Below are 25,448 nucleotides of genomic sequence, written 5' to 3' on the forward strand. Positions count from 1 at the left end.
TTCATATAGCATATCGTCCTCTCAGTTGTTTATTTTGTGGTGATTTAATCATACTAGAGAACGATATGTTTTTTAATACCTAAAATGAAAATGGGGCTGAAGAATCAATTCTGATTCATCAGTCCCATAAATTATAGAGCCAGAATTTTTTCTCTGTATTCTCCTGCTTTTTTTGAGAACAGAAACAACAAGCTTATTCCATGCACCCATTTTCTAAGAGGGAGCAATAAAGTAAATCAAGCCCATTATTGTTGCATATGCAACAATAATGGGCTATTATAGTGCTAGATAGGGAGGGGATAGTTCGTGGAGGATATACTTCGTGAGATAGGTTCGATCAGTAGAATGTTGGAATCAATTGCTAATATTGAATTTAAAGAGGTTCAACTCAGTAAAGGACAATACATTTACTTAGTTCGTATATTTGAAAATGAAGGAATTATTCCTGAACGATTAGCCGAACGGATCAAAGTTGATCGCACGACTTTGTCCCGGGCGGTAAAAAAGTTAGAGGAAAATGGGTTTATTCTAAAAGAGTCAGACAAAGAAAATAAAAAAATCAAACACTTATACACAACCGCCAAAGGGAAACAAGCGGTTCAATTAATCATAAGAGAAAATAACTATTCAAATAAAGTAGCGATTCAACAGTTATCTGCTTTAGAAAGAAAAAATCTTGCGGAAATGCTGAAAAAAATAAAATCTTCGGTAGAAGTTGATTGGGTCAACGTCAAGAATGGGATCAAAAGAGACTATTAAACGAATAACGCCGCTGGGGAGATTGGATCTGATTGAATGTACATTCATGCTACCTAGGGTAGGAAGCACAGGTAGCTGATATTTGGTTAAAAAGGATATAGCTCGGCTGGCTGCTGAAAAAACAGAGATCTTGAAAAATAAAGGACATGAATTTGTTCAAATAAACTAAACAGGAGTGTAGAGAAAGTGAAGAAAATAATGATCGATCAAGAATTTTGGGCACTATTTCCAGAAGCACAAATCAACTGCCTTGTTGTAAAACATATAAACAATGTTGCCGATGCTGCACACGAAACGTTTTTTACTGACTTGCTAAAAAGTAGTAAAGAACAAGCAAAGCGCTACTTAACAACCGACACCTTCAGTGAAAACCAAGTGATCCAAGAATGGCGAAGTGCTTTTCAGCAATTTAAAACGAAAAAAGGGGTACGCTCTTCCATCGAAGCACTGTTGAAACGGGTGAATCAAGACAGAGAATTTTCTCCCATCAATCCTTTAGTAGATATTTATAATAGTATTTCCTTGAAATATGGTGTCCCTTTAGGCGGAGAAGACCTCGATACAATCGTTGGCGACCTTCATTTAGGCGTTGCAAAAGGTGGCGAATCTTTCTTTCCCTTAGGTGCAGATACTGATTCCCCAGCCTTGGAAAAGGAAGTCATTTACTATGATGAGAAAGGTGCAATCTGTCGATGCTTAAATTGGCGGGAAGCTCAACGTACGATGCTAACAGAAGAGACCACCAATGCTGTTTTATTCATTGAATCGATCAATGAAACGCAACGGGCTCGGGCGAATGAAGCAATCAAAGAGTTAAGTCAGTTGGTTCAAGAGTATTTTAAAGTAGCAGGTAATGATTATGTGCTAAGTAAAGAAAGTCCTGAAATCATTTTGCAAGGGCGAGCTTCTTGTCTATAGGATCAGGATGTACACGTACTTTTTCTCGATTTTGCATACCATTCTCTCATTTTGATTGATCGGTCATCGTGAAAATCTTGACCCAAATATTCGGATGTGCAATAATTAGGTGGAATTTAAATAATGACATTAGATTTGTTCGCCGGAATAAATCTTATTGAAGTCAGAAAAACTAACCTTAGGCTTTTATGGTTAGTTTGTCTGACTTCTTTTTTGTTTTAGGAGGTATAGGCAGATGTTAAAAGAACAATTGAAAGAATACGGAAAGAGCCCTAACCAGTCGGGACTTTCCAGTAAAGAAGCAGAAATGAAGCTAGAAAAATATGGGTTTAATTCCATAGAAAGCAAAGATGAGAAGCACTTTTATGACTATTTGAAAGAGTCGATGAAGGATATTACCATCTTGATTTTAATCGTTGCAACGCTCTTATCTAGTTACGTTGCATTTCAAAACCACCCTGATGATTTTACGGAACCAATAGTCATCTTTTCAATTGTCATTCTTAATCTATATTTGTCGATTCGACAGCAAAAACATGCGGAAAAATCAATGAGTGAATTAAATAAGATAAGTGTTCCCGTAAGTAAAGTATTCAGAGATGGGGCGTTAAAAGAGATTGGAAGTTTGAACATTGTTCCTGGTGATATTGTTCAGTTGGCGTTAGGGGACCGTATTCCAGCAGATGCTAAACTTTTAACTAGTAGTAATTTCTTTGTTGATGAATCGTTTCTAACTGGTGAAAGTGAACCAAGTGAAAAAGATCCCACCTATATTTCTTCTAAAGAAGATTCTTTAGGGGACAGAAAAGACTTGGTTTTTTCTGGCTCATTAGTAGTCACAGGAAAAGCAAACGTTCGAGTTGAAAAGACAGGAATGAATACGGAAATTGGTAAAATATCGAGCTTATTAAGTAAGGAAGAAACAACCATAGCACCTCTACAAATAAAAATGCAAAAACTTGGGAAAGTTCTAGGACTAATCGCTATTCTCTCTGGCTTTCTAGCGATTGCTATAGGAATCAGCAAAGGATTGTCTTTAGAGACCAGTATCATGACCGCAATATCAATGGCTGTTGCTGCTATTCCAGAGGTTTTGCCAGTCGTTGTAACAATCTCTCTAGCTGTTGGGATGAGGAATATGGCACTGAAGAAAACCATCGTTAGGACTCCTTCAACAGTAGAAACCGTTGGAGGTGTTTCAATTATCTGCTCAGATAAAACTGGAACAATTACCGAAAATAAGATGATCGTGAAAGAAGTTATTATGATGAAGGATAGACTGACTTCCTGCTTAGAAATAACAGAAGAGAAGGAAAAAAATCTCTTATTTCTTTTCTATCTTGCTAGTTCGATGGAAGAAAATGCAACAGTAACCAGTAATCCAACAGAGTTGGCGATCAGAAAAAAACTGGCATCGCTCTTCACTAAAGAGGAACTAGGTAAAGTCGCTTCAACCTTTGAACAGATTCATGAAGTTCCCTTTGATTCAAAACGAAAAAGGATGACTGTCTTATATAAAGTAAACGACCAATATGTTTCTGTCACAAAAGGGGCTTTTGATCGCTTGGATCTCATTGATGCGAACAACCCTGCCTACTTGAACAAGCATGATGAGTTGGCCAATCAAGCATACCGTGTTTTGGGCGTTGCTTATAAAAGATACGATGAAAAACCTACACGTCTTACTGAAGAAATTCTTGAAAGTCAGTTAGAGTTTGCAGGATTTGTTGGGATTATCGACCCAGCTCGGCCCGAAAGCTATACGGCTGTTTCTATTGCAAAACAAGCAGGGATTCAAACCGTAATGATCACAGGGGACCACTTACTGACAGCAAAAAAAATCGCAGAAGATGTAGGAATTCTCACCGATGGGAAAAAAGCAATGACCGGCGCGGATTTACATGAAATGAGCGATGAAAAATTAGCCCATGTGATTGATGACTATCGAGTCTTTGCCCGTACTTCCCCAGAAGATAAAATTCGAATCGTAAAAGCATTTCAAAAAAATGATGAGATTGTCGCTATGACTGGCGATGGTGTCAATGATGCACCTGCATTAAAAGCAGCTGATGTAGGGATCGCAATGGGAGGTGGCACAGAAGTAGCAAAGGAAGCTTCTGATATGGTTTTAGTAGACGATAATTTTGCGACGATTGTTCAGGCGGTTGAAGAAGGACGACGGGTATACAGCAATATCAGAAAATCATTATACGCGATGCTTGGTTGCAATATTTCTGCACTGACGATCGTTTTAATTTCCTTGCTCGTTGGGTGGGGAGCACCTGTTACAGCGGTTCAATTGTTAATCATAAAAGTAGTTGCAGATGGAATCCCAGGAATGAGTCTTAGTATTGAACCAGTCGATAAAAAAGCAATGGAGGAAGCCCCTATCACTAAATACACGAGCATTTTTGCGCAAGGATTATTGGTAAAAATTGTAGAAATTTCAATTGTTTTTACAGGCGTCACATTAGGCGCGATTCTAATTGGACGTCTAGAATCGATAGAGGTTTCGCAGACAATGACATTTATTGTATTGGGATTATCAACTATTGTGCATATGTTTAATTGTAGAAGTAAAGAATCTATCCTGAAGCTGCGTTTTTTGAGCAATCCGTTGTTAGTAATGACAACCTTCATAGGTGCATTGATCATTATCTTGTTAGTAACGATTCCATTCACGCAAACCATTTTTGGCTTTGTCTCTCTTCGTGCAGTTGACTGGCTATGGGTAATCGGCTTATCCATTTTTCCTTTAGTGTATATTGAAGTGAAAAAATACTTTGGCTTGTTTTAATGTGAATGATAGGAAGAGAATCTTCTATTAACATATTTTCTTGAGAAATGAGGGAGGGCAAAAACTGGGAAGTTTTTGCGTCTCCTTTAATTATTTACAGATGCTTATGATTTCTGGTTTGATATTATTTAGAAGATATCAGAATGCACAACAACTATTGTTGTAAGGAAGGATTCGGTAGTATATTTCAGGTAAATCACCAGAAGTAGCTAAAAATCCCCTCTATTCTACTCTCTTTTTCAAGAATTCCTGTTAAATGGTAGGTTTTATGTCAAAATGAAAGGTAGAAATCGATGAGGAGTGGTCAATATGAAAGAAACGATATTAGCAATGAAGCTGAAAGAATATAGAGAAAAAAACAAGCTAACGCAAAGTATGCTAGCAGAATTATTAGAAGTAAGTGACAAGACAATCTCAAAATGGGAGTTAGGTGCTACCTACCCTAGCAAAAAAAATATGATCAAAATAGCCGAAGAATTGGATATCTCATTAGAAACATTACTTTTGGAAGAAACTAAGAAAGACAATGAGAATTTAAAAGTAAGTATCAAGTATGGGGTGATTAGTTTTTGCTTGCTCTTTTTTGTCACGATGATCGTTACTTCGTTCAATCAAGACTTCAGCACGATTATGAATCTTTCTATTCAAGAAAAATTTGGTGTGCTTTTAAACACTGCTTTAAAATTATTGAGCATCTCGGTGCCGCCAGCGATCATCATTGGCTCCGTGTTTTATTTTTATATCTTCCCTAAAAATAAAAAAGAGAACGAACCATTTCCTCGGTTTCGACAGAAATGGTAGATTAGAGTATAGGAATCAAGTCATGGACAGAAAAACGCATTTTAGATAAAAAGAATGCTCAGTCTGGCTAGTGTGAAAAGCGCATAAATTTTATAAGAAGGGGAGAACAGGATGGGGTTATTTGGTAAAAAGAAAGAAGTCAGAAATTTAACGAAGGAAGAAGAAGCAGAGATCAAAGAAGAAATGGCACGACAAATGCTTTCAAAAAACGAAAATGATATTGGCATGGTCAAGAAAATTAAAGTCCTGACAAACATGAGTACAGGACAAGCGAAAGACCTATTCCTGAAATTTAGGGATGAGTTAACCGAGAATTAATCGGATAGGGAGTCAGATAGCGATTGCCCTTCAAGAAGGCGATATTTTGCTTATTATGTTTCTTTCAAAATTGAGATGAATAGAAAGGGAGAATAGATATGAAGAAAAAAAACTCTGAAAAATGGTATTTTTGGGTACTTGTTGTCATAATGGTTGTTGTCTTTTTCTATCTTACTAAGTAAAGAGAATGAATTTTCTTGAAAATAAACACTTACTAAGAATGACTATTTTTTAAGTTATGAATGGATGATGATTTTATGAAAAACGAATATGGATTTACCTTGATTTCAGTTTTAACTATGTTATCCATTAGATTATTATATTGATGAATGAAGCATTCAGAGACCCATTGTTTTCTGAATGCTTTTTTCATCTACAAATCATTCTTTGAGAATCCGGCTGTTACGAAAAATCAGTGATAGTGTATTAGAATATATGATGAATTCTGTTGAAGGGAGCATTCATTAAATGGCTCGGGCGATTAATTCCCTGTAAGGTTTCCATTAAAAGGACCACTTACGACGACTTTTCCCAACATATGGCCACTTTCGACATCTCTCGTTGCGCGCTTCAAATTTGCCGCGTTGATTCCATCCGAATAGACTTTGCTTAAGGTTGTTTTTAGTGTTCCTTCATTTGCTAAATCAGCAATCATTTTTAGCGCTTGTCCTTGTGTCTCGATTTGATAGTCGTAGTCTGTTTTAGCAAACATATACTCCCAATCAAAGCTAACAGAAAGGTTTTTCCATACACTTAAATCAAGGGGCTCGTGAATGCCAACGATCGTGCCCACATGACCATAAGGTTTTACCAAATGGCTGATTTGATCAAAGTATTGGGTGATGTCAAACAAGACAGCGATATAATCGACATTCGGAACGCCTAATTCTCGAAAGCTGTCCCTTAGGTCGTTATGGTAGTCTAAAGGGTGGTCAACCCCGGTTTTTTTAAGCCAGTCAAAATTTTTTGAACTAGCGGTAGCATACACTTCTAGACCTGCCCAATGAGCCAACTGATTCAGTATCGATCCGACGCCACCCGCACCATTGATGACGAGAATACTTTTCCCTTGATTGGCGTTTTCTTTAGGAATCAAGCCGAATTTTTCAAACAGCAATTCATAAGCGGTTAATGCAGTCAATGGGAATGCAGCAGCCTCTTCATCTGTTAAATTTTTAGGGGCTAGGGCAACGATCCGTTCATCGACTGCTTGATATTCTTGATTGCTTCCTGATCGAGTGGTGGTTCCTGCATAAAAGACCCGATCACCAACAGTAAATTTCATGACATCTTTTCCGACAGCGACCACTTCTCCGACCGCATCAAAACCTAAGATACGCAGGGCATTTCGCTTGCGAGTCGTTTGCCGTAATTTGGTGTCGACTGGATTGACCGAAACGGCTTTGATTTTTACTAATAAATCACGAGGGCCTGGAACAGGGATTCCTTCTTTTTGGTCAATAAAACTATGCGTAGATTCAATTGGCAGGCCTTCGAAAAAGCCTATTACATTCATCGTTTTCTGTTCTGACATCTTAATTCCTCCTTTTCTGGATAGAAAATCGCATTAGTTCTTTTACGTATTGCCCTCCATTTAGATCAAGACCAGTTAGTTTGCTTTCGCAGGATTTTTTCCGATAAAAATGCGGAACAGACTGTAAGGCTTCTCTCTAAGGTCTTCTCCTTTGTGAAAACTAGCCTGCCGTTGCAGCTGGTTGGCGTTAAAATATAAGTATTGATCTGGTCCAATAGATAAAGTATCTGGCCATAAGATACGCGGATCGTGAGCCAAAGTTTCCATAGTACCATCCGTGTGAATCATACGAATGCTGTTGTTTTCATAGTCGCCAGCATAGATCGTTCCATCTTCTGCCGTAATCATGCCATCAGAGGCGCCTTTTTCGCCCCAATCTTTAACATGTGCTTCTAATGCGTGATCATCAATTTCTTTGTTGAAAATTTTATCGGTTTCAATTGAGTATAAATGTCGACTGGATAAAGGACTAAAAAACAAGGTTTTTCCATCGGGAGAAATCGCTAGGCCGTCAGCTGCCACTTGCCAATGCGAAGTTGTTCCATCAGCCGAGCGATTTAACAAAATCTCGCCTTCAACTTTAGGAATAAAGGCTGGATCAACCGCGGTGGAGGGCGTGCCATCTAAAATACGGAATGCATCGCCAGTACCTAAATCGAGTACGATCAACGCACCAGGACCGGTAATAGAAGAATCGGTTATATAGGCTACCCCTTCAGAACCGCGGCGTAAATCAATTCGAACATCATTCAAATACGTAGAGTCTAGGACGACATCCGGTGAAAAAGTATAGACTTTGCGAATTTGATTAGTACTTAAATCCACAGCAACCAGTTTTGCCCCACCCTTAACAGGAACGGTGAATTTGGGTGCAGCGGTATCCAATACCCACAAAGTACCAGCACCATCAGCAACGATACTTTGTACACTTAGAAATCCGTTTTCCGGTTTTTGAGGATCAAATGTATTCGCTTCTTGGCTAGGATAAGGAATTAATTTGCCGTCTACTCGTTCAACGACTGTCGCGGTTACTTGGTCTCCCCATTCAGGAAAATTAATAAAGATTCTCCCGGTTTCCGATAAGCTAACGCCGGTAGGCATCGCATCATAAAATTCATGGACTTGTTCTAGTTTGCCAAAATAGTTTTCTTTTGCAGCATTCATTACGTATCTTCCTCTCTGAGCTTTCCCTATTTCACTTCGACTTCAAAGTTCACAACACCACGAGCTAGGACATGTCCAAAGGTATTAAAAATGAAAAAAGCTGGGGTAGAATCCTCAGGAATTTCAACTTTCTCAATAGCCAATGCCCAAACCGTTAAGAAGTAGTGATGAACACCATGACCTTTGGGCGGCGCAGCACCAATATATTTTTTCATGCGGGCATCATTTGGTAATTGAACGGCTCCCGGTGGCAGCTTTGCGTTATCGCTACTGCCGGCTCCTTGTGATAATTCCTCTACAGAAGCGGGGATATTCATGACTGCCCAATGCCAAAATCCTGATCCAGTTGGTGCATCAGGGTCGTATAAGGTAACCGCATAGCTTTTCGTATTGCTTGGTGCACCGGTCCAGTGAAGCTCTGGTGAAATATCTTGTCCATCCTCAATCCCAAAATCACCAGACATAAATTTTTTATCCATAAGTTTCCCGTCAACAATGTCCTTACTGGTCACGTGAAACGCTGGCACGTCTTGTAATCCTAAAAATGGATCGTTCATACTATCTCCTCCTTGAAACGTGTTTTTGTAACAAGGATAGCGTAATCCTCGGTCAATGAAATGTAAATTAGGGAATTTTTTTATACCACAATTAGAGGTGAACGAGTGTAAACTGACTTAAGAAGCCTGCTTGCCAGTCTTTATCCGATTTCAAATGGACTTGACCGTAATCAACTAGCCAACCATGAAAGTTTTGAGCTTGTTCATTGGTAAATGTATCTGGTAATTCGATCATATTTTGAAGGGTGAGGTAAGTAAGCGGCTCATTTAGGCCTAAGCGACTAAAAATTCGTTGTGCGTATTTATCAGCGATAAACACGACCTTATTAAACACAAAAACCATTAGTACATCTGCCGTTTCATAGCCAACACCATAGATAGCTAGCAACTCTTTTCGTAACTCAGCCTGTTCTTTTTTCTGTAGAATACCGATATCATAGTTGTAGCGCTGAAACCAAGAAAAGATTTCTTTTATCGCGCGGGATTTATTTTTGTAGAAACCACTGGGCCGAATCAGATCCTGAAGAAGGAACTGATCAATTTCTGCCAATCTTTTCGGAGAAAATCCAATCTCTCTTCTGATGTTTGCTAAGGAATAGGCCACATTTTTCCAATTGGTATTTTGAACCAAAATTGATCCGACAACGATTTCCCATGGATTTTCTGTATCCCACCACGTTGAATGTTCCATTGATGTGCTTAATGCTTCATATAATTCTTCAATATTTTCAATCTTTTTCACGTTAAAAACCTCATTTTTACTAGCAGTCGCGATCAATTGCAAGTTAAACATTCTTCTTCAAGTAATCCCGCGTTTTTGTGATTAAAATCTTCGCCCCAGCGATACAATAATTCAATGATCTCTTTTAAAGAGTAGCCATAATCGGTCATTCCATACACAACCTGTAATGGTTTTTCCTGAACGACCTTACGATAGATCAATCCATCCTTTTCTAAATCTTTCAACTGCAAAGAGACCATTCTTCTAGTGATGCCAGGAATCAGCTTTTGTAGTTCGTTATAGCGAAGTGACCCATCAAACATCAAATGATATAAGATAACGCTTTTCCAACGACCTGAAATCATTTGTAAAGTCGATTCGACCGCGCAGCCATGTTCGCAATTGTATATTTTTCTTGTCATCTTCCGTTGTCTCCTTTTCCGTATGTCTGAGAGTATCATAAGGATTTACTTACTATTTGTAAAACAATTCATCTCCTAATCGTAAGAAGGCAATAAGAAATAGACGTATAAAAAAATTCCCTAATGTACAACTCTTTCTTTTGAATCTATAGTACACGAGTAAGCAAATTTATTACCTTTACAGTTATCTCAAGTAATCCTAATAAACAACTTGCAAAAAACATTTAGGAGAGATTTATTATGAATAAGAACGGTGCAGACTTGATTGTAGATACATTGATTAAAAATGGTGTGGAATATGTCTTTCAATTGCCAGGCGGCAAGTTGGGTCCGTTATTAATGGCTTTGAAAAAACGTGAAGAGATTAAAGTTGTTACGGTAAGACATGAACAAAATGCTGGTTTCATGGCACAAGGAATTGGGCGCATGACTGGTAAACCTGGTGTAGTGATGACTACGTCAGGACCGGGGGCTTTGAATTTGGTCACGCCCTTAGCTACGGCGACTTCTGATGGTGACCCGGTATTGGCTATTGCCGGACAAGTTCCACAAGCGAAGTTAGTAACACCGTATCCTCAAAATCCTAATATTTCTGGCGTAATGAATGATTCAACGATTACTAAATATGCCAAGGAAATTCAGCATACCGATGCCCTTGCGGATGAAGTAGCGAATGCGTATGTCTCAAGTATCAATGGCAATCCCGGGGCCGTTTTTATGGATATTCCAGGTAATATTCTGTTAGCTGAGACCACTAAATCTGGTTTGGCTTTTTCGACCTTAGTGAATCAATTGGACAATACGATTAGTGACGAAGCTGCCATTCTTAGTGCAGTTGAGAAAATCAAAGCGGCAAAACGCCCAGTTATTATCGTTGGTGCTCGGGCAGCCGATGATAATGCGGCGGCTGCCATTCAAGGGTTCGTTAAAAAAACGGGAATTCCGGTCGTGGAGACGTTCGAAGCTACAGGTCTATTGACGCATGAGTTTTCCCAAAACTATGTGGGTCGAGTGGGGCTGTTTAATAACCTGCCTGGGGATGAACTGGTTTTTAACAGTGATTTAGTGATTACATTGGGATTAAATTTGGTTGAATACTGGGCTTCTGTTTGGAATACCGATAACAAGCGCATTATTGATATTGATACTGTAGTGGATCATTTAGATGAAACTTATCTCCCTGACACCATCCTCTTAGGCAATATCGCAAAAAATCTAAAAAATATTACCAATAGCATAACGGAACAAGCCATTACGGATGAGTGGAAAATGGTGGTTCATGACTTGCAAGAAAAATTGACAGCGAAGAAAAAAGTACCCAGCCAAACACCTGAGGATGCACTACATCCATTGGAAATTGTTGACTCTTTGCAAAAAATAATCGAGGCTCATCCAAATACGACCGTTGTTATGGATGGAGGAAGTCATGAAGTGTGGCTGGGTTCGTACCTAAATGTGTATCGGCCAAAACATTTCTTAATGTCTGATGGGGAACAAACCTTAGGCGTCGGTCTTCCTTGGGCGATTTCAGCAGCACTGTTACGTCCAGAGGAAAAGATTTTGTCTTCAGGTGGGGATGGCAGCTTTATGTTTTCCTCACAAGAATTAGCTACAGTAGCCCATTACAATTTGAATATTGTGCAAGTAATCTGGGTGGATAAAGAATACAACATGGTTGAATTCCAACAAGAACTAGACTATAACGGACAAAAAGAAGGGGTCGATATCGATTATATTGGGTATAAAGAAATGGCTGAAAGCTACGGTATTAAAGCAGTTCGTGTACGTTCCAAAGAAGCTTTAGATGCTGCGCTGAAGGAAGCGTACGCTACGAGTGAACCAAGAGTGATTGAAATGATCGAAGACAATCATGAGAATATTCATTTACGAGATAAAGAACCGTTTAAAAAGTACTGAGTCTTTCTACTATGGGCCACAAAACATGTGTTAGAAAAGAATGGCAATGCACCTTTACTACGTTAAAGAAAAGAAAGTTCTTTTTACAATAAAAACAGTGCCTGACTAAAAATATGAAGTGGAATTTTTAGAGAATCCAGGACAGAAGTCTTTAATAAAATGCCGTTGGTAAGGACGATGATTCGTTTGCTGCTAGCGGTATTTTTGTTAGCATCTCCTCTGATTTTTTCGGAGAAAAGGTCTGCCAATTCGGCACTGTCTTAAAAAAGCACATCGATACTCTAAATACGGTGGATAGCGGTGATTTGGATACGTGTTTCTAGTCTTCATAGAGGCAGATTTCAAGTAAGTCGAATGAAGGAAATTAAGCACTTCCTATGTTGTTTGATGGAAGAATTATTAGTGAGGAGACTCCTTTTTCCAGCTAAGGAATGACTTCTATAGGATGGTTTCCTTGTTAATTGTTGTAAGTATAATGTGTAAAAATATTTTAAGTTTCTTTTTTTAATGATTGATATGTATAATAAGATGGTAAAGCAATAAAGTGTATGCTGAAAAGAGGTCTCTTATGAAAAAATTTGCACTCGGCGTTTTTTGTTTCAGTCTTTTTATCACGGTCGTTGGCTTTTTTTTACAAACGATTTTGATTCCTATTCAAGATTTTGACACAATAAGCCAAGAAGAGCTTAAGAATATCCAACTTGATCTTGCTATTAATTATCCATTAGGAACTGGTATGCTCTATGTCGGACTTCCTTTGTTAGTATGCTCGAGTGGTTATTTGGTTTATTGTTATTTTAGAGATAGGAAGAACTGAAAGAAGAGTAAAACTATCTGGAGTATAAAGCTTTCGTTCATTAGGAGGGATAAGTTGAAAAGAGGGTTATTTTTATTGTTTTATGTCCTATGGAAGGGGCTAGCAATACGTGGCATTCCTTCTTTTTATGCAAGATATTTGATGAGTTATAATCATTTCGGAGTAAAACTATTGTTCGTTTTACTTGGTATCCTTCTTTTCCGTAACTATTTAGTAGAGAGTTATAAAAAGATAAATAAAATTGCGCTAATAAAAATCGGTCTCATCGTACCTACTAGTATTATCCTCACTATCGGTTTAATTAATATTCTTTTATTTCGTGATCTCAATGCGTTGATTTTTGTTTATCTCTCCGATCAAAGAACCCTTCCATTTGTATTCGATGTACTTTTGCTAGCACCTGTTTTCGAGGAAATGCTTTATCGCTATACACTGATTTATGTTGGAGAAAAACGATGGTTGAGAATCATCACTGCTGTCGGAAGCCTCTTGCTTTTTACTGAAAGTCATATCGTAAATGTGAACGGGAATCTTTTTGCTCTTTTTCCCTACTTTGTCATAGGGTTTTATTTGACGATCACCTATTTACGTAGGGGAAATATTTGGGAATCCATTTTTGCACATAGCTTCTATAATTTCGTTGTGATGGCAGCAGCTATCTTGATCTAAAGATTTCTTCTTAATGTTTCCTCTTAATAGTAGAAGAATTGGGGGCAATTTATCTATTATGTACGTATAGAATCTCTAAAACATATTTGGTGAAAGTACATTTGAGAGGTCAGAGAAGCGTCTTAGGCATGTTGTTTTGTACAGTTCTTATCTACGAATGTCTGTCCTTCGTCATTTTTTAGATTATCATTTAGGTTCCACTGCTAAATATGAAAAGCAACTCCTTGTTCAAAGATGACTCACTGGCCCTATTTCCAAGAACATTGTCATACTGACAAAGAAAAGTGACGACATACAATTCAGTAAGAACTAATACAAGTCCGCTTCCTTTTGCAATGTGAGCGGACTTGTATTGGTTTTCTTCAATAAAAACCTATTAACTTTCAGTATCTAACATCCGCTCCATAAACCATTCCACTTGTTGGGGGGCATCGTGGTCAAAGAATGCGGACTCTTTTTTATCTAAAGCGGCTATTTTTTCAATGTCTTCTTGGGAAAGCTCAAAGTCAAAAATAGCAATGTTTTCAGCCATCCGTTCTGGACGAACTGTTTTTGCTAAAGCGACAATCCCTCTTTGCATCAACCAGCGAAGAACAACTTGACCAACCGTTTTGCCATATTGCTTGCCAATTTCTGCTAATGTCGGATTGGTAAATAGGTCATGGCGTCCTTCTGCAAAGGGAGCCCAAGCTTCAACTTGGACGTCATATTTTTCATGCCATTCCTGATCTTCCGCTCGTTGATTCCAAGGGTTCACTTCGATTTGATTGATTTGAGGTTTCGCCTCATTCAAGCCGACAAACTCGATCATCTTAGCTGATTTGAAATTTGAAACGCCAATTGCACGTAATTTTCCTGTTTTTTGAGCAGCAACCATTGAACGCCAAGCACCATAAATATCTCCATATGGTTGGTGAATAAGGTAGAGATCAAGATAAGTTAATCCCATTGTTTCAAGCGAATGTTCAATCGTTTCTTTCGCTTTATCTTCGGAAGCTTGGAGAATAAATAATTTAGAGGTAACAAAAAGTTCTTCTCGAGTGACTAGACCTTCAGTGATGGCGCGCTTGATTCCCTCGCCTGTTTCTGTTTCATTTCCATAAATAGAAGCAGTGTCGATCAGTCGATACCCAGCTTTGATTGCTTGGTAAACAGCTTCTGCTGTTTCTTCCAAAGGTATTTGATAAACGCCAAATCCTAGTTGCGGCATGGTGACACCATTATTGAGTGTGATTGTTTGCATAATGTTTCCTCCTCTAATTTTCATTGCATGTTCTATCCTAAACCTTGGAGTTAAGTCCATAGCAAGTGAAAGATGTTACTTTTTTCGTTCCCATAATTTTTCCACTTTATCAGGGGTCATATTTCCTGCTTTAAATTTTGCGATATGCTCATCATACGTTTCTATCTTATAAATAAGTAGGTCTCTTACTTCCTGCATTGCTGCTAACTTTTTCTCTAATTCTTCGAGTTGATCGGCTAAAATCTGTTTCTGAGCTGTTTCGACGTTTTGACTTTCACGTACTTGTGCCAATTGAGCAAATTCAATTAGCGATTCGATCGACAATCCTGCATTTCGTAAATGTTTTGCTAAATAGATCCAGTTTAGATCATTTGTTGTGTACACCCGATAGCCACTCTCATTGCGTTGGACAGGTGGAATCACACCGACTCGTTCATAATAGCGCAATGTGTCTACGCTCAAATCAAACATTTCCGCTGCTTTTTTTATATTCATCGTTGGTTCTCCTTATCTTTTCTATAAGTAATCATAAACCCTGAAGTGGACTCTAGGGCAAGTGGTTTAAAATCGTTTATTGAAAAGAATATATTTTGTTCGTTATGGCGACTATTCGGGAAGAAAAAGCTACAAGCATTTTTATTTCAACAGAATGATTTGAGAAATCATCAGTATTGAAAGCTCCTTTCTTAGTGTGTTTCAAAGCAAGTCATACTCTCTTAGAATTGATTGTTTCGTTATCTATTTGAGCGAGGCAGTTTTTATCCATAGATTTTAAATAAATCCATCTCATGTTATGATGATGTTGAAAATTCTTAACTTGGATCAATGAAACAGCGATTCTTGTTATGAAAAACGAAAATAAGCTGATGAGAGTGTGACTATCCATGAATATAAAAGAAGTAAGTAGTATGAATCAAAAGTTAGAGCAACAATTAATTGAAGTATGGGAGAGTTCTGTTAAGGCGACGCACACCTTTTTGTCAGAGACCGAAATCCAAGCCATTAAGCAATACATTCCAGAGGCATTGCATCATGTGCCACATTTGATTATCGTAGAAAGTGAAAATGGAGAGCCAGCTGGCTTCATGGGGATCTCGGATCGAAATCTTGAAATGCTTTTTATAGCAAATGAACAAAGAGGCAAGGGACTAGGAAGAAAACTCTTGGCATACGGGATGGAAAACTATTCTGTAAATGAACTGGGAGTAAATGAACAGAATCCTCAGGCGAAAGGATTTTATGAGCATATGGGATTTGAGGTATACAAAAGAAGCGAGTTAGACGAACAAGGAAACCCTTATCCAATTCTTTATATGAAGAAAGTTGATAACAAGTAGCTGTTAAAAATTATTTGCGTTTGCGGGAAATATGTAAAAAGAGTATCTAGAAAACTCCGGTTTTTTAGATACTCTTTGTTATATGTTGCAATTAAGCTGTTATGACTGAAAGATCATGCTAATGAAGAGGAACAAACTTTTCTTTCAGATAACTATTGGTTATGTTGCATCTTATAAACGAGTAAGTGCTGATGACCTGATTAGGAAGTTGGGTGGATAAATGTATCTTATAGAAGGGTGATGGAAAAGGATTCAAAAATTTGGACTATAAAATAGGAAATTTAGTCTTATAATATTGATTTAAGGAACATTCACAACTTCCAACCACTCTTATTCGATGATTAAACTAGCTCACTAATAAAAGAACATCACTCTGTATAGCTGCTAGTGATGTTAACTGAGTATACGTACACGCTCACTTTTTCTAACGCTTTTTATTAATAATTTTGACTGCTTCTCGCTCACCAGAACGTACTGCACCTTCAAAGTAACCATTCCAAACTTCTGCTGTTTCAGCACCAGCCCAATGGATTCGGTCAACGGATTTTCTTAAATATTCTCCATATTTAATGAAACCACCAGGCACAAAGTGTCCAGAGAAACATCCATCTGTGTATATTTCTTCGCTCCAATCTTGAGTGAGCAATTCTATAGGGGAAAGGGCTTGTTCGCCAAAAACGTGTGCTAATTCGTTTAACAAGATGTTACGGCGTTCATTCTCAGAAAGTTTTTGAAATTGGACTGTATCTATGCCATAGACAAAGAAAGTTAGAACTCCTTCAGGATTTCCAGGTACTGAATTATCGACACTCTCCATAATCCAACCACGGCTTTGATTCAATTGACCTGACAAACCTAATTCGCGCCAAAATGGACGATCATATACTGCGTGATACTTTGCTGCGTTTCCTTGCAGGATGTTTTGCAGTGTCTTTTTCTTCCAAATAGGTAGTTTAGGCTGGAAATCTATTTTGCTGTTCACAACCGAAGGAGGCAAAGTAATAATTATATCTTGGGCAAAAAATTGTTCTCCGTGTTTTGTTGTTACACAATAGCTTTCTTCAACTTTTTCAATGCTTGAGACCGCATGATCAGTATATAAAGTTTCACCATACTCTTGTGCCATTGCATTTGCTATAGCTTGGGGACCACCGAAAATACGATCTTGCTGAGCGCCGCCTTTTGCGTTTAATAGACTTCGAATACCATTTCCCGAAGCAATAATAGTAGAGCATTTGAAAGAGCGATACTTCCCCTGCATCACTGGCTAATAAACCTCCGGCTAAAATTCTCCCAACATAAGATGCAATTTCCACTTCCTCAATGTTTTGCTCTAGCCACTGTGCTAAAGTTATGCGATCTTGTGAGTCGATATCTAGGCTTAAATATGGTTCAGCTAAATTTATGTTTGCTGCTAGTTGGTCAATCAAATCAAAGATAGCACTTATCTCCGTTGGTTCTTGTTCATGGAGTGCACCGTTATAGTTATATTGTCCTTTACCAAATAATTGAGTAGGAAAAGTTTTTATATTATATTTTTCAACTAATTCATACATTCTTGTTTGTGTGGGGCCGATCCATTGACCACCTAAGTCGATCTGTAACTCATTATCAAGCCATTTTGTTTCCACACGACCGCCAACTCTGCTTCTCGCTTCTAAAATACACGATGAAATTCCTTTCTCTTTCAATGCAATTCCTGCAGCTAGCCCTGAAAACCCCGCACCAATGACGATTACTTCGAATTTTTTTTCCATAGTATGTTCATCCTCCTGTCGTAGTAACTACAGCGTAAACGCTAGAGTTACTATAAAGTCAATAATTATTTTTTTGGAATTATTCCCTTCTTTATGGTGCGTATATATATAAACCGGCTGCTTTGCCAGTATTAGATATGTCGCACTCATTTCATTCGGTAATTCTGTCCCCTTTTCACCTCTATTTGTAGATGAATAGTTAGCTACTAGTAACAATGACCAAAGTATCTAAATTACAATCTTACTAGTACAGAAATAAAGTAGATCAAAAGCCAATAAGAAAAGTAATAACCGTTTGTTCAAATCTTATTAGTCTTTGTCTGTAATATTATAACTTTGGACGAATCTTGGATTGGTTATTTTAAGTAGCCTATTCCAGTCTTCCGCATCAGGAAGCCTTTTAAATAGAACTAAATCAACGCCTAATTCCTCGAAAGAAGGATCAGTATAGTTCGTGGCAATCACGTCAATATTATTCTCTCTAATATAGTCCAAATTAAGTTGGTTTTCGTATGGGAAGTATAGTTTATGGAATGCACCAAAAATGCTTTTTGTAAAGCTTGTCAAATATTGACTAGCATAGCTGTTCCCTTCAAAAATAAAAGCGATATTTTGGCTTTTTTCCCAATAGGAGTATTTCAAAGATTCAATATGAAGAACCAAGCGTGTGGCTAGATCCTCTAAAAAATATGGTGAAAAAACAGAGAGGAAATTAGTGTTGCTTTCCAGAAATTCAATATAAGCGTAGAATTCTTCTGAAAAGTTATGTTTTACATAAAAATTGATATCATTGGTATTTTTAAGGTTGGTAATAGAAATCAATTCGTTTAGTTTATTAGCTTTAAAAAAAGATTCTAATAAAATAATGTCTTTTGATTTGTTTTGAGAATGGTATAGGAATTGATTATGGAATTCTCTTACCAGAAAGTCTATAGTAGGCCAATTATCAAATGTATTTGAAAATATTTTTTCTTCATTAACATTTTCCAAGTTTCTTTTGCAAATCAAAGAGGTAAATATGTAAATAAATTCTTCTTCAGAAATACGTTGTTTGAAATGGTTCTCAATAATTGTTTGACTAATATAAAATAATTGATCGTACAGTTTGGAATGTTTGATAATCCGTACTATATCGTTATTTAAATTAATTGATAGATTGTTTTTTGCTCGCTCGATAGCAATAAGCAGCAAATAAGAAAAATAGGAAAATGTTGTAGGCTGTATTCTCTTAATGTTAAGTAAATCAATGAAATTAGCCACGGCATTTTCGACGGTTTCTGTCGGAAGAACTGTATGTGGCGTTAGATCGGATTCATAATAAAATAATAGGAAGAAATAGCGAGTATCAACTTCCAATCCAATGATATTAACAGGGGTGAAAGAAAGATCTAGATTAAACTTATTCAATTCTTTTTTCACTTTTGCTAAATAGTTTATCATTGTCTTTTCAGAGAGATAAAATTTCTCAGCCCATTCGGAGATTGAATATAAGTTATTATGGAAAATGGCTTCTAAAATAATAAAGAGCGGTTCGTCCTTAACGATACTGCGTTTTTTATTAAGATATTCTTTTGATAGTAATTTTGAAAAAGAATAACCATGTTTTGAAGAGGATATCTCGATCACATCTTGAAAATATTCTTTTAGATTTACTAGCTCAGAAACAACAGTACGCTGAGAACTATCGGCACTCTCAGCTAATTGGAGACTTGTTGCATGGGGATTTTTTTCGAAAAAATCTAACATTTTAATCCATCTTACTTTAGATTTATTTGTTATAAGATTTAGCTGGAAATCTTTCATCATTAGTCCTTCTCTCTCATGAATTTTTTAATTAATGGTATGATGGTTTCGATTTTTTATCATTCTTTTTGTATCATCATATACCTCATAACCTATAACTATAAAATCAATGCCCAATGATACAAAATTCATTATTATTCATTCCTTTGTTTGAACAGGGCTTATTATACAGGGGAGAATGGCGATAGTTCAATTATATGGCTCGGACGGTTTTTGCGGTACGTTGTGCAAAAAACATCCTTTTTTTTGGATAGTAACCTTGGTACTGTGAAATATATCAAGTAACACGTAATCATCTTGATATGTGAGAAGTGCTGAAGGAGGAGGGAAATGAAGAAGAACAAAACCAGCTATGTACTTTTTCTTTTGCTGGTACTTGTGTTGGGAGGAATGATTCCTAGTAAAGGATACGCTAAGGAAGTTCAAAAAGTGGAAACTGAAGGTACGATTGGCTTTACTGGGGTATATGATCCAATCGGTGCCCCTGAACCAAGTCCCCCGGATACGATCGCAAGACCGCCAAGCAATGGACAAAACAAACCAAACGGACGGTTACCACAAACCAATGATCAAAGGCGACACTGGCTCACCTTGTTGGGGATAGGTTTCCTCGTCCTAATTATACTGATTATTTTTCGTCGGGCAAAGCAAGAAGAACAACCCAATCAATGAGCTTATAAATAAAAGAAAGAAGGAAACTAATGATGAAATTTATTCGTTTAGCAACAATTGCCGCTTTATCTACTACTATTTTAGCTGGAGGTGCAGCTGCAGCTTTCGCACAAGAAGTGCGTGATGTCACGACTGATGGTCAAATTGAATTCCGTCCAGCTGGAGAAGATGACGGCGACTTAGAGGTTCTTCCGCCGGAAACAGATCCAGATGCGCCGGATGTGGAGATTGATCCCGAGGTACCAGGAACCACCGGTCCATTATCTATCGTAAAAGCTGCCCATATGAATTTTGGTTCACAAGTGATTTCGAATCAAGACCAAGTTTATAACATGGTCGCAGAAACGGCTCGTTTAACCAATCCTGAAGAAGACGGACCAACAGAAGTTCCCTACGTGAGTTTCGCTCAAGTTCAAGATTTACGTGGAACCAATGCAGGGTGGGACTTACAAGTCAGCTTGGATGACTTCACCTCAAACACACAAAACAATGTGTTGACAGGAGCCGAAGTGGGTTTGATGGCTTCTCGAATCCAATATGAAGGTACGAATGCACAAAATGCGCCAAGTAACCACGCGGATGGCCTGCGTTTGATTCCAGGTGCTGGTGCAGTCTCTGTGATGAAGGCAGAGGAAGGTCAAGGAGCTGGTGCATCTTCTGTTGTTTGGGGGAACCAAGCAGATCTAAATGATCAGTTTGCAAACGAAGACATTGATGTTGTTGAGAACGATGCAATTCGTTTGTCTGTACCAGGTTCAACTGCGAAAGATGCGACGACATACACATCGACATTAACTTGGGAATTGACAGCTATTCCTGGCAGTGATGCTGGTGATGCTATTTAAATGATCGTTTAAGTAAGAAATGGTTGGCAGTGCTGCAGGAATTTTCTGTAACACTGCCTTTTTTTAAAGGAGGAAACAATCAATGAACCAAATACTGGATGTACGCTTTGCTAAAAGGCTTTTTCAGTGTATTTTGATAGCTTTTTTGATCATAGGTTTTCCAGTACTTAGTCAGGCACAGGAAAGTCAATTGGGGTTTTATGTCACTCCCGAGTTTTCTGAAAATCAAGTAGATGATTCAAAACGCTACTTTGATTTAAATTTGGAACCTGGGCAAACTGAAACATTAGCGGTAACTTTGCAAAATGCCAACGACGAAACGATCCAAGTAGCGATTACTCCACATACTGCTTATACCAATGTTCATGGTGTAGTTGAATATGGAAAAGATGCTTCAGATCCAGATCCAACATTAGTCCATTCACTATCGGAACTGATTGAAACGCCAGAGTTAGTCGAACTTTCTGGAAACGAAACTAAAACTATCGAGATTCCTTTAAAAATGCCTCAAAAAACATTTCAAGGTTTTTTAGCTGGGGGGCTAAGGATCGCTGAGGTGCGAGAGGAAACAGATACCACAGAAGAAAGTGGTGAAGGGGTCGCAATAAAAAATGAATTTGCTTATGTACTAGGGATAGTCGTAAGCAATAAACGAGACAGTGTCCTTCCGGGACTAAACCTTTTGGATGTGTTTGCAGATCAATTGAACTACCGAAATGTAATTAGCGCGACCCTTCAAAATATCGCACCAGCCTTTATTAACCGGATGAGTGTCGAAGCAACGGTATACAGGGAAGGTGAGGATGACGTTTTGTATGAGGCTCAGGCTGAGCAACTGCAGATGGCGCCTAACTCACATTTTCATTTTCCAATCTCCTTAGAGGGTGACCGGTTCCAAAGTGGGAATTATATTCTGCGCTTAAAAGCTATATCTGGAGAAGATGAATGGGAATGGGAACGGCCTTTTACAATTGAAGGAGAGACTGCCCGGTCATTAAACCGGCAAGATGTAACAATTGATTCTAGTCCGAATTGGCTGCTTATTGGCGGAATATTTTTTATTAGTTGCCTACTAGCAATAATTATATATTTGCTTGTACAAAGAAAGAAAAATAAACGCGTCCAAGACAAAAAGGAGTGATATTTTGAAACGAGGGATTCAAAAAAGCATGGTTGTCGGTGTTGTGTTTTTACTTGGATTAACGACGATAGTCTCTTCAACGAATATGGCTTTGGCAGAAAACGTTACCGATTCACCAACAGTTCCTTCGACAGATGAAAGTCTGCCCCTTCCTTATGAAGACTTATTAAAATCAACCACTTCAGTGGATTCAGAGGTAGAATCTAAGAAGAATTCTTTTTTTAGTAAGGATTTTTGGTCAGGAAAAGTTGGCGAAATAATATCTCTTTCCTATCATGCAGAAAATAAAGTAGATAAAGTAACCATTCAATTACCTGATGAAGCCTATATAGATGAAGGGAACCTTTCTGAAAATTTATCTGTGGAGAAGTCAGAAATAGGGTGGAATATTTACTCAAAAAATGTACAAGCTGAGTTTATGATTCCGGTAATTTTTAAAGAAGCAGGAGTCTTTGAAGCTTCTGTTGATGAAGCTAAGACAGTTGTAAGGATTCTGCAAACCAGTGATGACAACCCTGTGTATGAAGAAGCTGAAAATACAGAAAAAGAAAGTGATAGGACTGATTCTCAAGAAGCACAAGAAATACAAGAAACGCAAGAGGCTGTCGAAGATGAAGTTGGAGTAACTGAAGTGCATAGTTTTGCAGAGTTTCAAACAGCGGTTCGTAATAATGAAATCAGTAAAATTTCCGTTCAATCTGATATATCAGCACCTAACGCTACAGTAACTCAATTGATCCGAAATTCGAGTCTGATGATTGAGGGGAATGGTCATACTATAAATATGAGAAACAATATTATAACGACAAATACTGCGGTCATTAATGGCACCACAGGTATGCTAGAATTCAATAATATTCATTTCGATTCAGAAGCGACCGATGCTACATCTACAAATATCCGTGTAATGGAAGGTGCTCCCTCAGTGAACAGGTGGACAGTTCGCTTTGGAAATATCACTACAACTCGTAATATTACTAGATTAGCAATTAATGATTATGGGCGTATAGAAATGTACGGTGTTAATAATATTAATACAAGGTATGAAAACTTTATATTAAGTGATATTGAGTTAGATTCTAATACGACATATTTTGGGAATGTAAACTTAGTTGACGTATCCGTTTTATGGTATAGGTATTTGTCAAGGACAACAGATTCTGCACGAAATCAAGGTTTCGTGATAGGAGACAATAGTTATGTACAGTTAGGGCAAACACAAACAGTTGGAACAACTTACCCAGCTGTGTATTTGAACTATAGTCAACTAACAGTAGGAGAGAATGCAACGTTTAATGTAACAATGCCTGGTAATGCAGTCAGGCTTCAAGTTAACGGTGCGAGAATGGATGTAAGGTCGGGTGCTCAAGTCAATCTAACAAGTCGATCAAGAAGTGGTTCCGTTATTGCCTTTTCTAGAAGTAACACAACTATAAGTGTTGAACCACATGCTGAGTTCTATGTTATTGGGAATAGTACTCGACCATTGATAGATATGTCATCTAATGATAGTGGAACAGCCCATGTTACTTATACAGGAAATCAATTTATTTTGAACCAACCCCAAAATTTCGATATTAGAAATCTGGTTTCTGGGAATTCCTCTATCGCAGTAGCAATAGCTGCTAATAATTCGGCATCGAATCGATTTTCCATTCGAAATTCTGATATAGATCTTTGGAATGTTTCGTCGAATCCATTAGGTCCATCAGATAGCAATTTTACAGAAGTAGAAGAATTTATAGTGACTGGTAGAGGAACCCAGCAAACCGTTTCAACGACTGCTGAAGGATTACAGTCATTTAATCAAAATACAATTCGACGTATTTCTGGAATGTCCCAAATCCCGAGTGTTATATTTGATGAAGAAATAACGGATGCTCACTTGAATATCAAAGCGCGAGTCATTGTTGGTTATGTTCCCGATAATGAAGGTGCTAATGAAGATGGAGAAGTGAATTATATACCCGTCTATGCTTCAGAAGGACAAGCAACTGGAACAATTATAGATACGTTTGGCATAGAGCATACAGGATTGGTGACGGACTCAGATGGATATATATCGTATCGTTCAGAAGACTTCAATCTAGCTGGTGAAAAAATTGTTGCAAAAGATATTCGAATTGGCAGTCGAGGGTCAGAAGAATCCGCTGAAGTAATAGTCACTGACGTAACCCCTCCAAAACCAGCCAAAATAGCTAGGCAAGTATATGAGGATTCCAATAGCATCAGCGGTTCTTCAGAAGAAGTTGGTGTTTTAGTAGATTATACGATCAATGGACAGGTAGCAGAGAATGTGGACGGACAAAAGCTTACTACTACAGTGAATCCAGATGGTTCATGGGACTTGCCCATATTAGCAGATACCATTTCTGAAGGAGATGAGCTTCAAATATTTTTAACTGATAAAGTAGGAAATAGGAACCCTGTTAGTGAAAAAGAACTTTTTGATGCAATATTTCCTCCGGCTACGAGAACGGAAGTTTCTGGAAGGAGTTCTATAGCCCCAGTTGATCCACTAAATCCCGAGATCGAAGTTACTCCAGATAACAAACCTGAAATTCCAGAAAATCAGGGGCTTTTAAGCATAGATTTTGCTTCACAGTTTCATTTCGGTGCACAGTCTATTTCAGCTATCGATAAAACTTACTACGCGCAAACACAACGCCTTTTAGATGAAAATGGAGAAGTTATTGAAGGTGAAGAGCGTCCTAATTATGTACAAATTAGTGATCGACGTTCTGAAGCAGATAGATTTGGCTGGGAGATATCTGTTACTCAAAATACACAGTTTGCAAATGAGGCTGGTGATGAATTGTCAGGTGCAGAATTACGGTTCATGAATCAACAACTCGCGACAGCTCAAGGTGGATCTGAACCTACTATTCGAATGCCAGAAGAAGTAGCCTTAGTACCTGAAGAAAGACATATTCTACTTACAGCAAGTAGAGAGACGGGAACCGGCACTTGGATATATCGTTTTGGTGATCAAAATACGGCCGATAATAGTGTTGCATTGAATATCCCGCAAGGAGCAAATCCACAAGCTGATCATTACAAAACAACTTTGACATGGGAACTAAGTATGGTTCCTGAGAATGAATAAGCACTGTCATAAAAAGACAAGGAGGATGACCATTCACATGATTTCTAGTTTTGAGGAGTATTTACAACTCATTGATCAAGAGATTCTTGAGAAGATTGTCTTTGACTATCCCAAATTGGCAGCTTATTATGAACATTTTAAAAACAGTAT

The 25,448-nt window shown here is 37.9% G+C and carries 23 protein-coding genes; 13 read left to right on the forward strand and 10 right to left on the reverse strand.

Translation table 11 applies throughout. From position 1 onward, the window contains the following. Positions 1–306 precede the first annotated feature (306 nt). From ACIPK1_RS12675 to ACIPK1_RS12695, 5 genes are all read left to right on the forward strand, one after another. Entirely contained in the window at positions 307–759 is a 453-nt protein-coding gene (locus tag ACIPK1_RS12675) for a MarR family winged helix-turn-helix transcriptional regulator (RefSeq protein WP_086332754.1), read from the forward strand. 198 nt (positions 760–957) lie between these two features. Further along, positions 958–1,677, forward strand: coding sequence for a B3/4 domain-containing protein (locus ACIPK1_RS12680; protein WP_400451098.1), 720 nt, complete (start codon positions 958–960; stop codon positions 1,675–1,677). Between the two features lie 235 nt (positions 1,678–1,912). After that, complete coding sequence (locus ACIPK1_RS12685; RefSeq protein WP_400451061.1) at positions 1,913–4,474, forward strand: cation-translocating P-type ATPase; 2,562 nt, start codon at positions 1,913–1,915, stop codon at positions 4,472–4,474. 309 nt (positions 4,475–4,783) lie between these two features. Continuing rightward, positions 4,784–5,275, forward strand: coding sequence for a helix-turn-helix domain-containing protein (locus ACIPK1_RS12690; RefSeq protein WP_139960459.1), 492 nt, complete (start codon positions 4,784–4,786; stop codon positions 5,273–5,275). Positions 5,276–5,386: 111 nt separating this feature from the next. Further along, positions 5,387–5,593, forward strand: coding sequence for a hypothetical protein (locus ACIPK1_RS12695; protein ID WP_077454083.1), 207 nt, complete (start codon positions 5,387–5,389; stop codon positions 5,591–5,593). A gap of 481 nt (positions 5,594–6,074) precedes the next feature. Here ACIPK1_RS12695 and ACIPK1_RS12700 read toward each other — a convergent pair whose 3' ends face one another. The 5 genes from ACIPK1_RS12700 to ACIPK1_RS12720 form a co-directional block, all read right to left on the reverse strand. Next, positions 6,075–7,127, reverse strand: coding sequence for a zinc-binding alcohol dehydrogenase family protein (locus ACIPK1_RS12700; RefSeq protein WP_400451064.1), 1,053 nt, complete (start codon positions 7,125–7,127; stop codon positions 6,075–6,077). A 75-nt stretch (positions 7,128–7,202) separates the two neighbouring features. After that, the gene (locus ACIPK1_RS12705; protein WP_400451065.1) at positions 7,203–8,291 is read right to left on the reverse strand and encodes an L-dopachrome tautomerase-related protein; all 1,089 of its coding nucleotides are present in this window, start codon (positions 8,289–8,291) and stop codon (positions 7,203–7,205) included. Between the two features lie 26 nt (positions 8,292–8,317). After that, a complete protein-coding gene (locus ACIPK1_RS12710; RefSeq protein ID WP_005233187.1) occupies positions 8,318–8,848 on the reverse strand; it encodes a YbhB/YbcL family Raf kinase inhibitor-like protein in 531 nt (176 codons plus the stop codon). 91 nt (positions 8,849–8,939) lie between these two features. Further along, on the reverse strand, positions 8,940–9,641 hold the full coding sequence (locus tag ACIPK1_RS12715) for an endonuclease III domain-containing protein (RefSeq protein ID WP_005233189.1): 702 nt from the start codon (positions 9,639–9,641) through the stop codon (positions 8,940–8,942). After that, entirely contained in the window at positions 9,623–9,991 is a 369-nt protein-coding gene (locus ACIPK1_RS12720) for a helix-turn-helix domain-containing protein (RefSeq protein ID WP_008380292.1), read from the reverse strand. Before ACIPK1_RS12720 ends, ACIPK1_RS12715 begins: the two co-directional genes overlap by 19 nt. 240 nt (positions 9,992–10,231) lie before the next feature. Here ACIPK1_RS12720 and alsS point away from each other — a divergent pair, with 240 nt between their 5' ends. The 3 genes from alsS (at position 10,232) to ACIPK1_RS12735 (ending at position 13,394) form a co-directional block, all read left to right on the forward strand. After that, a complete protein-coding gene (alsS, locus tag ACIPK1_RS12725; protein ID WP_008380291.1) occupies positions 10,232–11,908 on the forward strand; it encodes an acetolactate synthase AlsS in 1,677 nt (558 codons plus the stop codon). A gap of 568 nt (positions 11,909–12,476) precedes the next feature. Next, positions 12,477–12,725, forward strand: a complete 249-nt coding sequence (locus tag ACIPK1_RS12730) for a hypothetical protein (RefSeq protein WP_008380289.1) — start codon at positions 12,477–12,479, stop codon at positions 12,723–12,725. A gap of 54 nt (positions 12,726–12,779) precedes the next feature. Continuing rightward, positions 12,780–13,394, forward strand: a complete 615-nt coding sequence (locus tag ACIPK1_RS12735; RefSeq protein ID WP_008380288.1) for a CPBP family intramembrane glutamic endopeptidase — start codon at positions 12,780–12,782, stop codon at positions 13,392–13,394. Positions 13,395–13,770: 376 nt separating this feature from the next. Here the strand turns inward: ACIPK1_RS12735 and ACIPK1_RS12740 are convergent, their stop codons facing one another. Continuing rightward, positions 13,771–14,637, reverse strand: coding sequence for an aldo/keto reductase (locus ACIPK1_RS12740; protein ID WP_008380285.1), 867 nt, complete (start codon positions 14,635–14,637; stop codon positions 13,771–13,773). 75 nt (positions 14,638–14,712) lie between these two features. After that, positions 14,713–15,132, reverse strand: a complete 420-nt coding sequence (locus ACIPK1_RS12745) for a MerR family transcriptional regulator (protein WP_005233209.1) — start codon at positions 15,130–15,132, stop codon at positions 14,713–14,715. Positions 15,133–15,521: 389 nt separating this feature from the next. On the opposite strand from ACIPK1_RS12745, the gene ACIPK1_RS12750 reads away from it, so the two are divergent. Continuing rightward, a complete protein-coding gene (locus tag ACIPK1_RS12750) occupies positions 15,522–15,974 on the forward strand; it encodes a GNAT family N-acetyltransferase (protein ID WP_005230546.1) in 453 nt (150 codons plus the stop codon). Positions 15,975–16,398: 424 nt separating this feature from the next. Here ACIPK1_RS12750 and ACIPK1_RS12755 read toward each other — a convergent pair whose 3' ends face one another. The 3 genes from ACIPK1_RS12755 to ACIPK1_RS12765 all read right to left on the reverse strand — a co-directional run bounded on the left by ACIPK1_RS12755 (position 16,399) and on the right by ACIPK1_RS12765 (position 19,534). After that, on the reverse strand, positions 16,399–17,199 hold the full coding sequence (locus tag ACIPK1_RS12755) for a flavin monoamine oxidase family protein (RefSeq protein ID WP_400451099.1): 801 nt from the start codon (positions 17,197–17,199) through the stop codon (positions 16,399–16,401). Next, positions 17,081–17,731 (reverse strand): flavin monoamine oxidase family protein, encoded by a 651-nt coding sequence (locus tag ACIPK1_RS12760; RefSeq protein WP_400451069.1) that lies wholly within the window; start codon positions 17,729–17,731, stop codon positions 17,081–17,083. Before ACIPK1_RS12760 ends, ACIPK1_RS12755 begins: the two co-directional genes overlap by 119 nt. A gap of 309 nt (positions 17,732–18,040) precedes the next feature. Then, on the reverse strand, positions 18,041–19,534 hold the full coding sequence (locus ACIPK1_RS12765; protein WP_400451071.1) for a helix-turn-helix domain-containing protein: 1,494 nt from the start codon (positions 19,532–19,534) through the stop codon (positions 18,041–18,043). 330 nt (positions 19,535–19,864) lie between these two features. Between ACIPK1_RS12765 and ACIPK1_RS12770 the strand changes: the two genes are divergently transcribed. From ACIPK1_RS12770 to ACIPK1_RS12785, 4 genes are all read left to right on the forward strand, one after another. After that, positions 19,865–20,206, forward strand: a complete 342-nt coding sequence (locus ACIPK1_RS12770; RefSeq protein WP_301389514.1) for an LPXTG cell wall anchor domain-containing protein — start codon at positions 19,865–19,867, stop codon at positions 20,204–20,206. A gap of 32 nt (positions 20,207–20,238) precedes the next feature. Then, positions 20,239–21,051, forward strand: a complete 813-nt coding sequence (locus ACIPK1_RS12775) for a WxL domain-containing protein (RefSeq protein ID WP_301389524.1) — start codon at positions 20,239–20,241, stop codon at positions 21,049–21,051. Positions 21,052–21,133: 82 nt separating this feature from the next. Further along, positions 21,134–22,192 (forward strand): DUF916 and DUF3324 domain-containing protein, encoded by a 1,059-nt coding sequence (locus ACIPK1_RS12780; RefSeq protein ID WP_301389515.1) that lies wholly within the window; start codon positions 21,134–21,136, stop codon positions 22,190–22,192. Between the two features lie 4 nt (positions 22,193–22,196). Then, positions 22,197–25,298 carry a WxL domain-containing protein gene (locus tag ACIPK1_RS12785; RefSeq protein ID WP_301389516.1) on the forward strand — a complete coding sequence of 1,034 codons (3,102 nt, stop codon included), beginning with the start codon at positions 22,197–22,199 and terminating at the stop codon, positions 25,296–25,298. Positions 25,299–25,448: the final 150 nt, after the last annotated feature.

Source organism: Enterococcus sp. NPDC086594, assembly GCF_044746145.1.
Lineage (GTDB): Bacteria > Bacillota > Bacilli > Lactobacillales > Enterococcaceae > Enterococcus_D > Enterococcus_D entomosocium.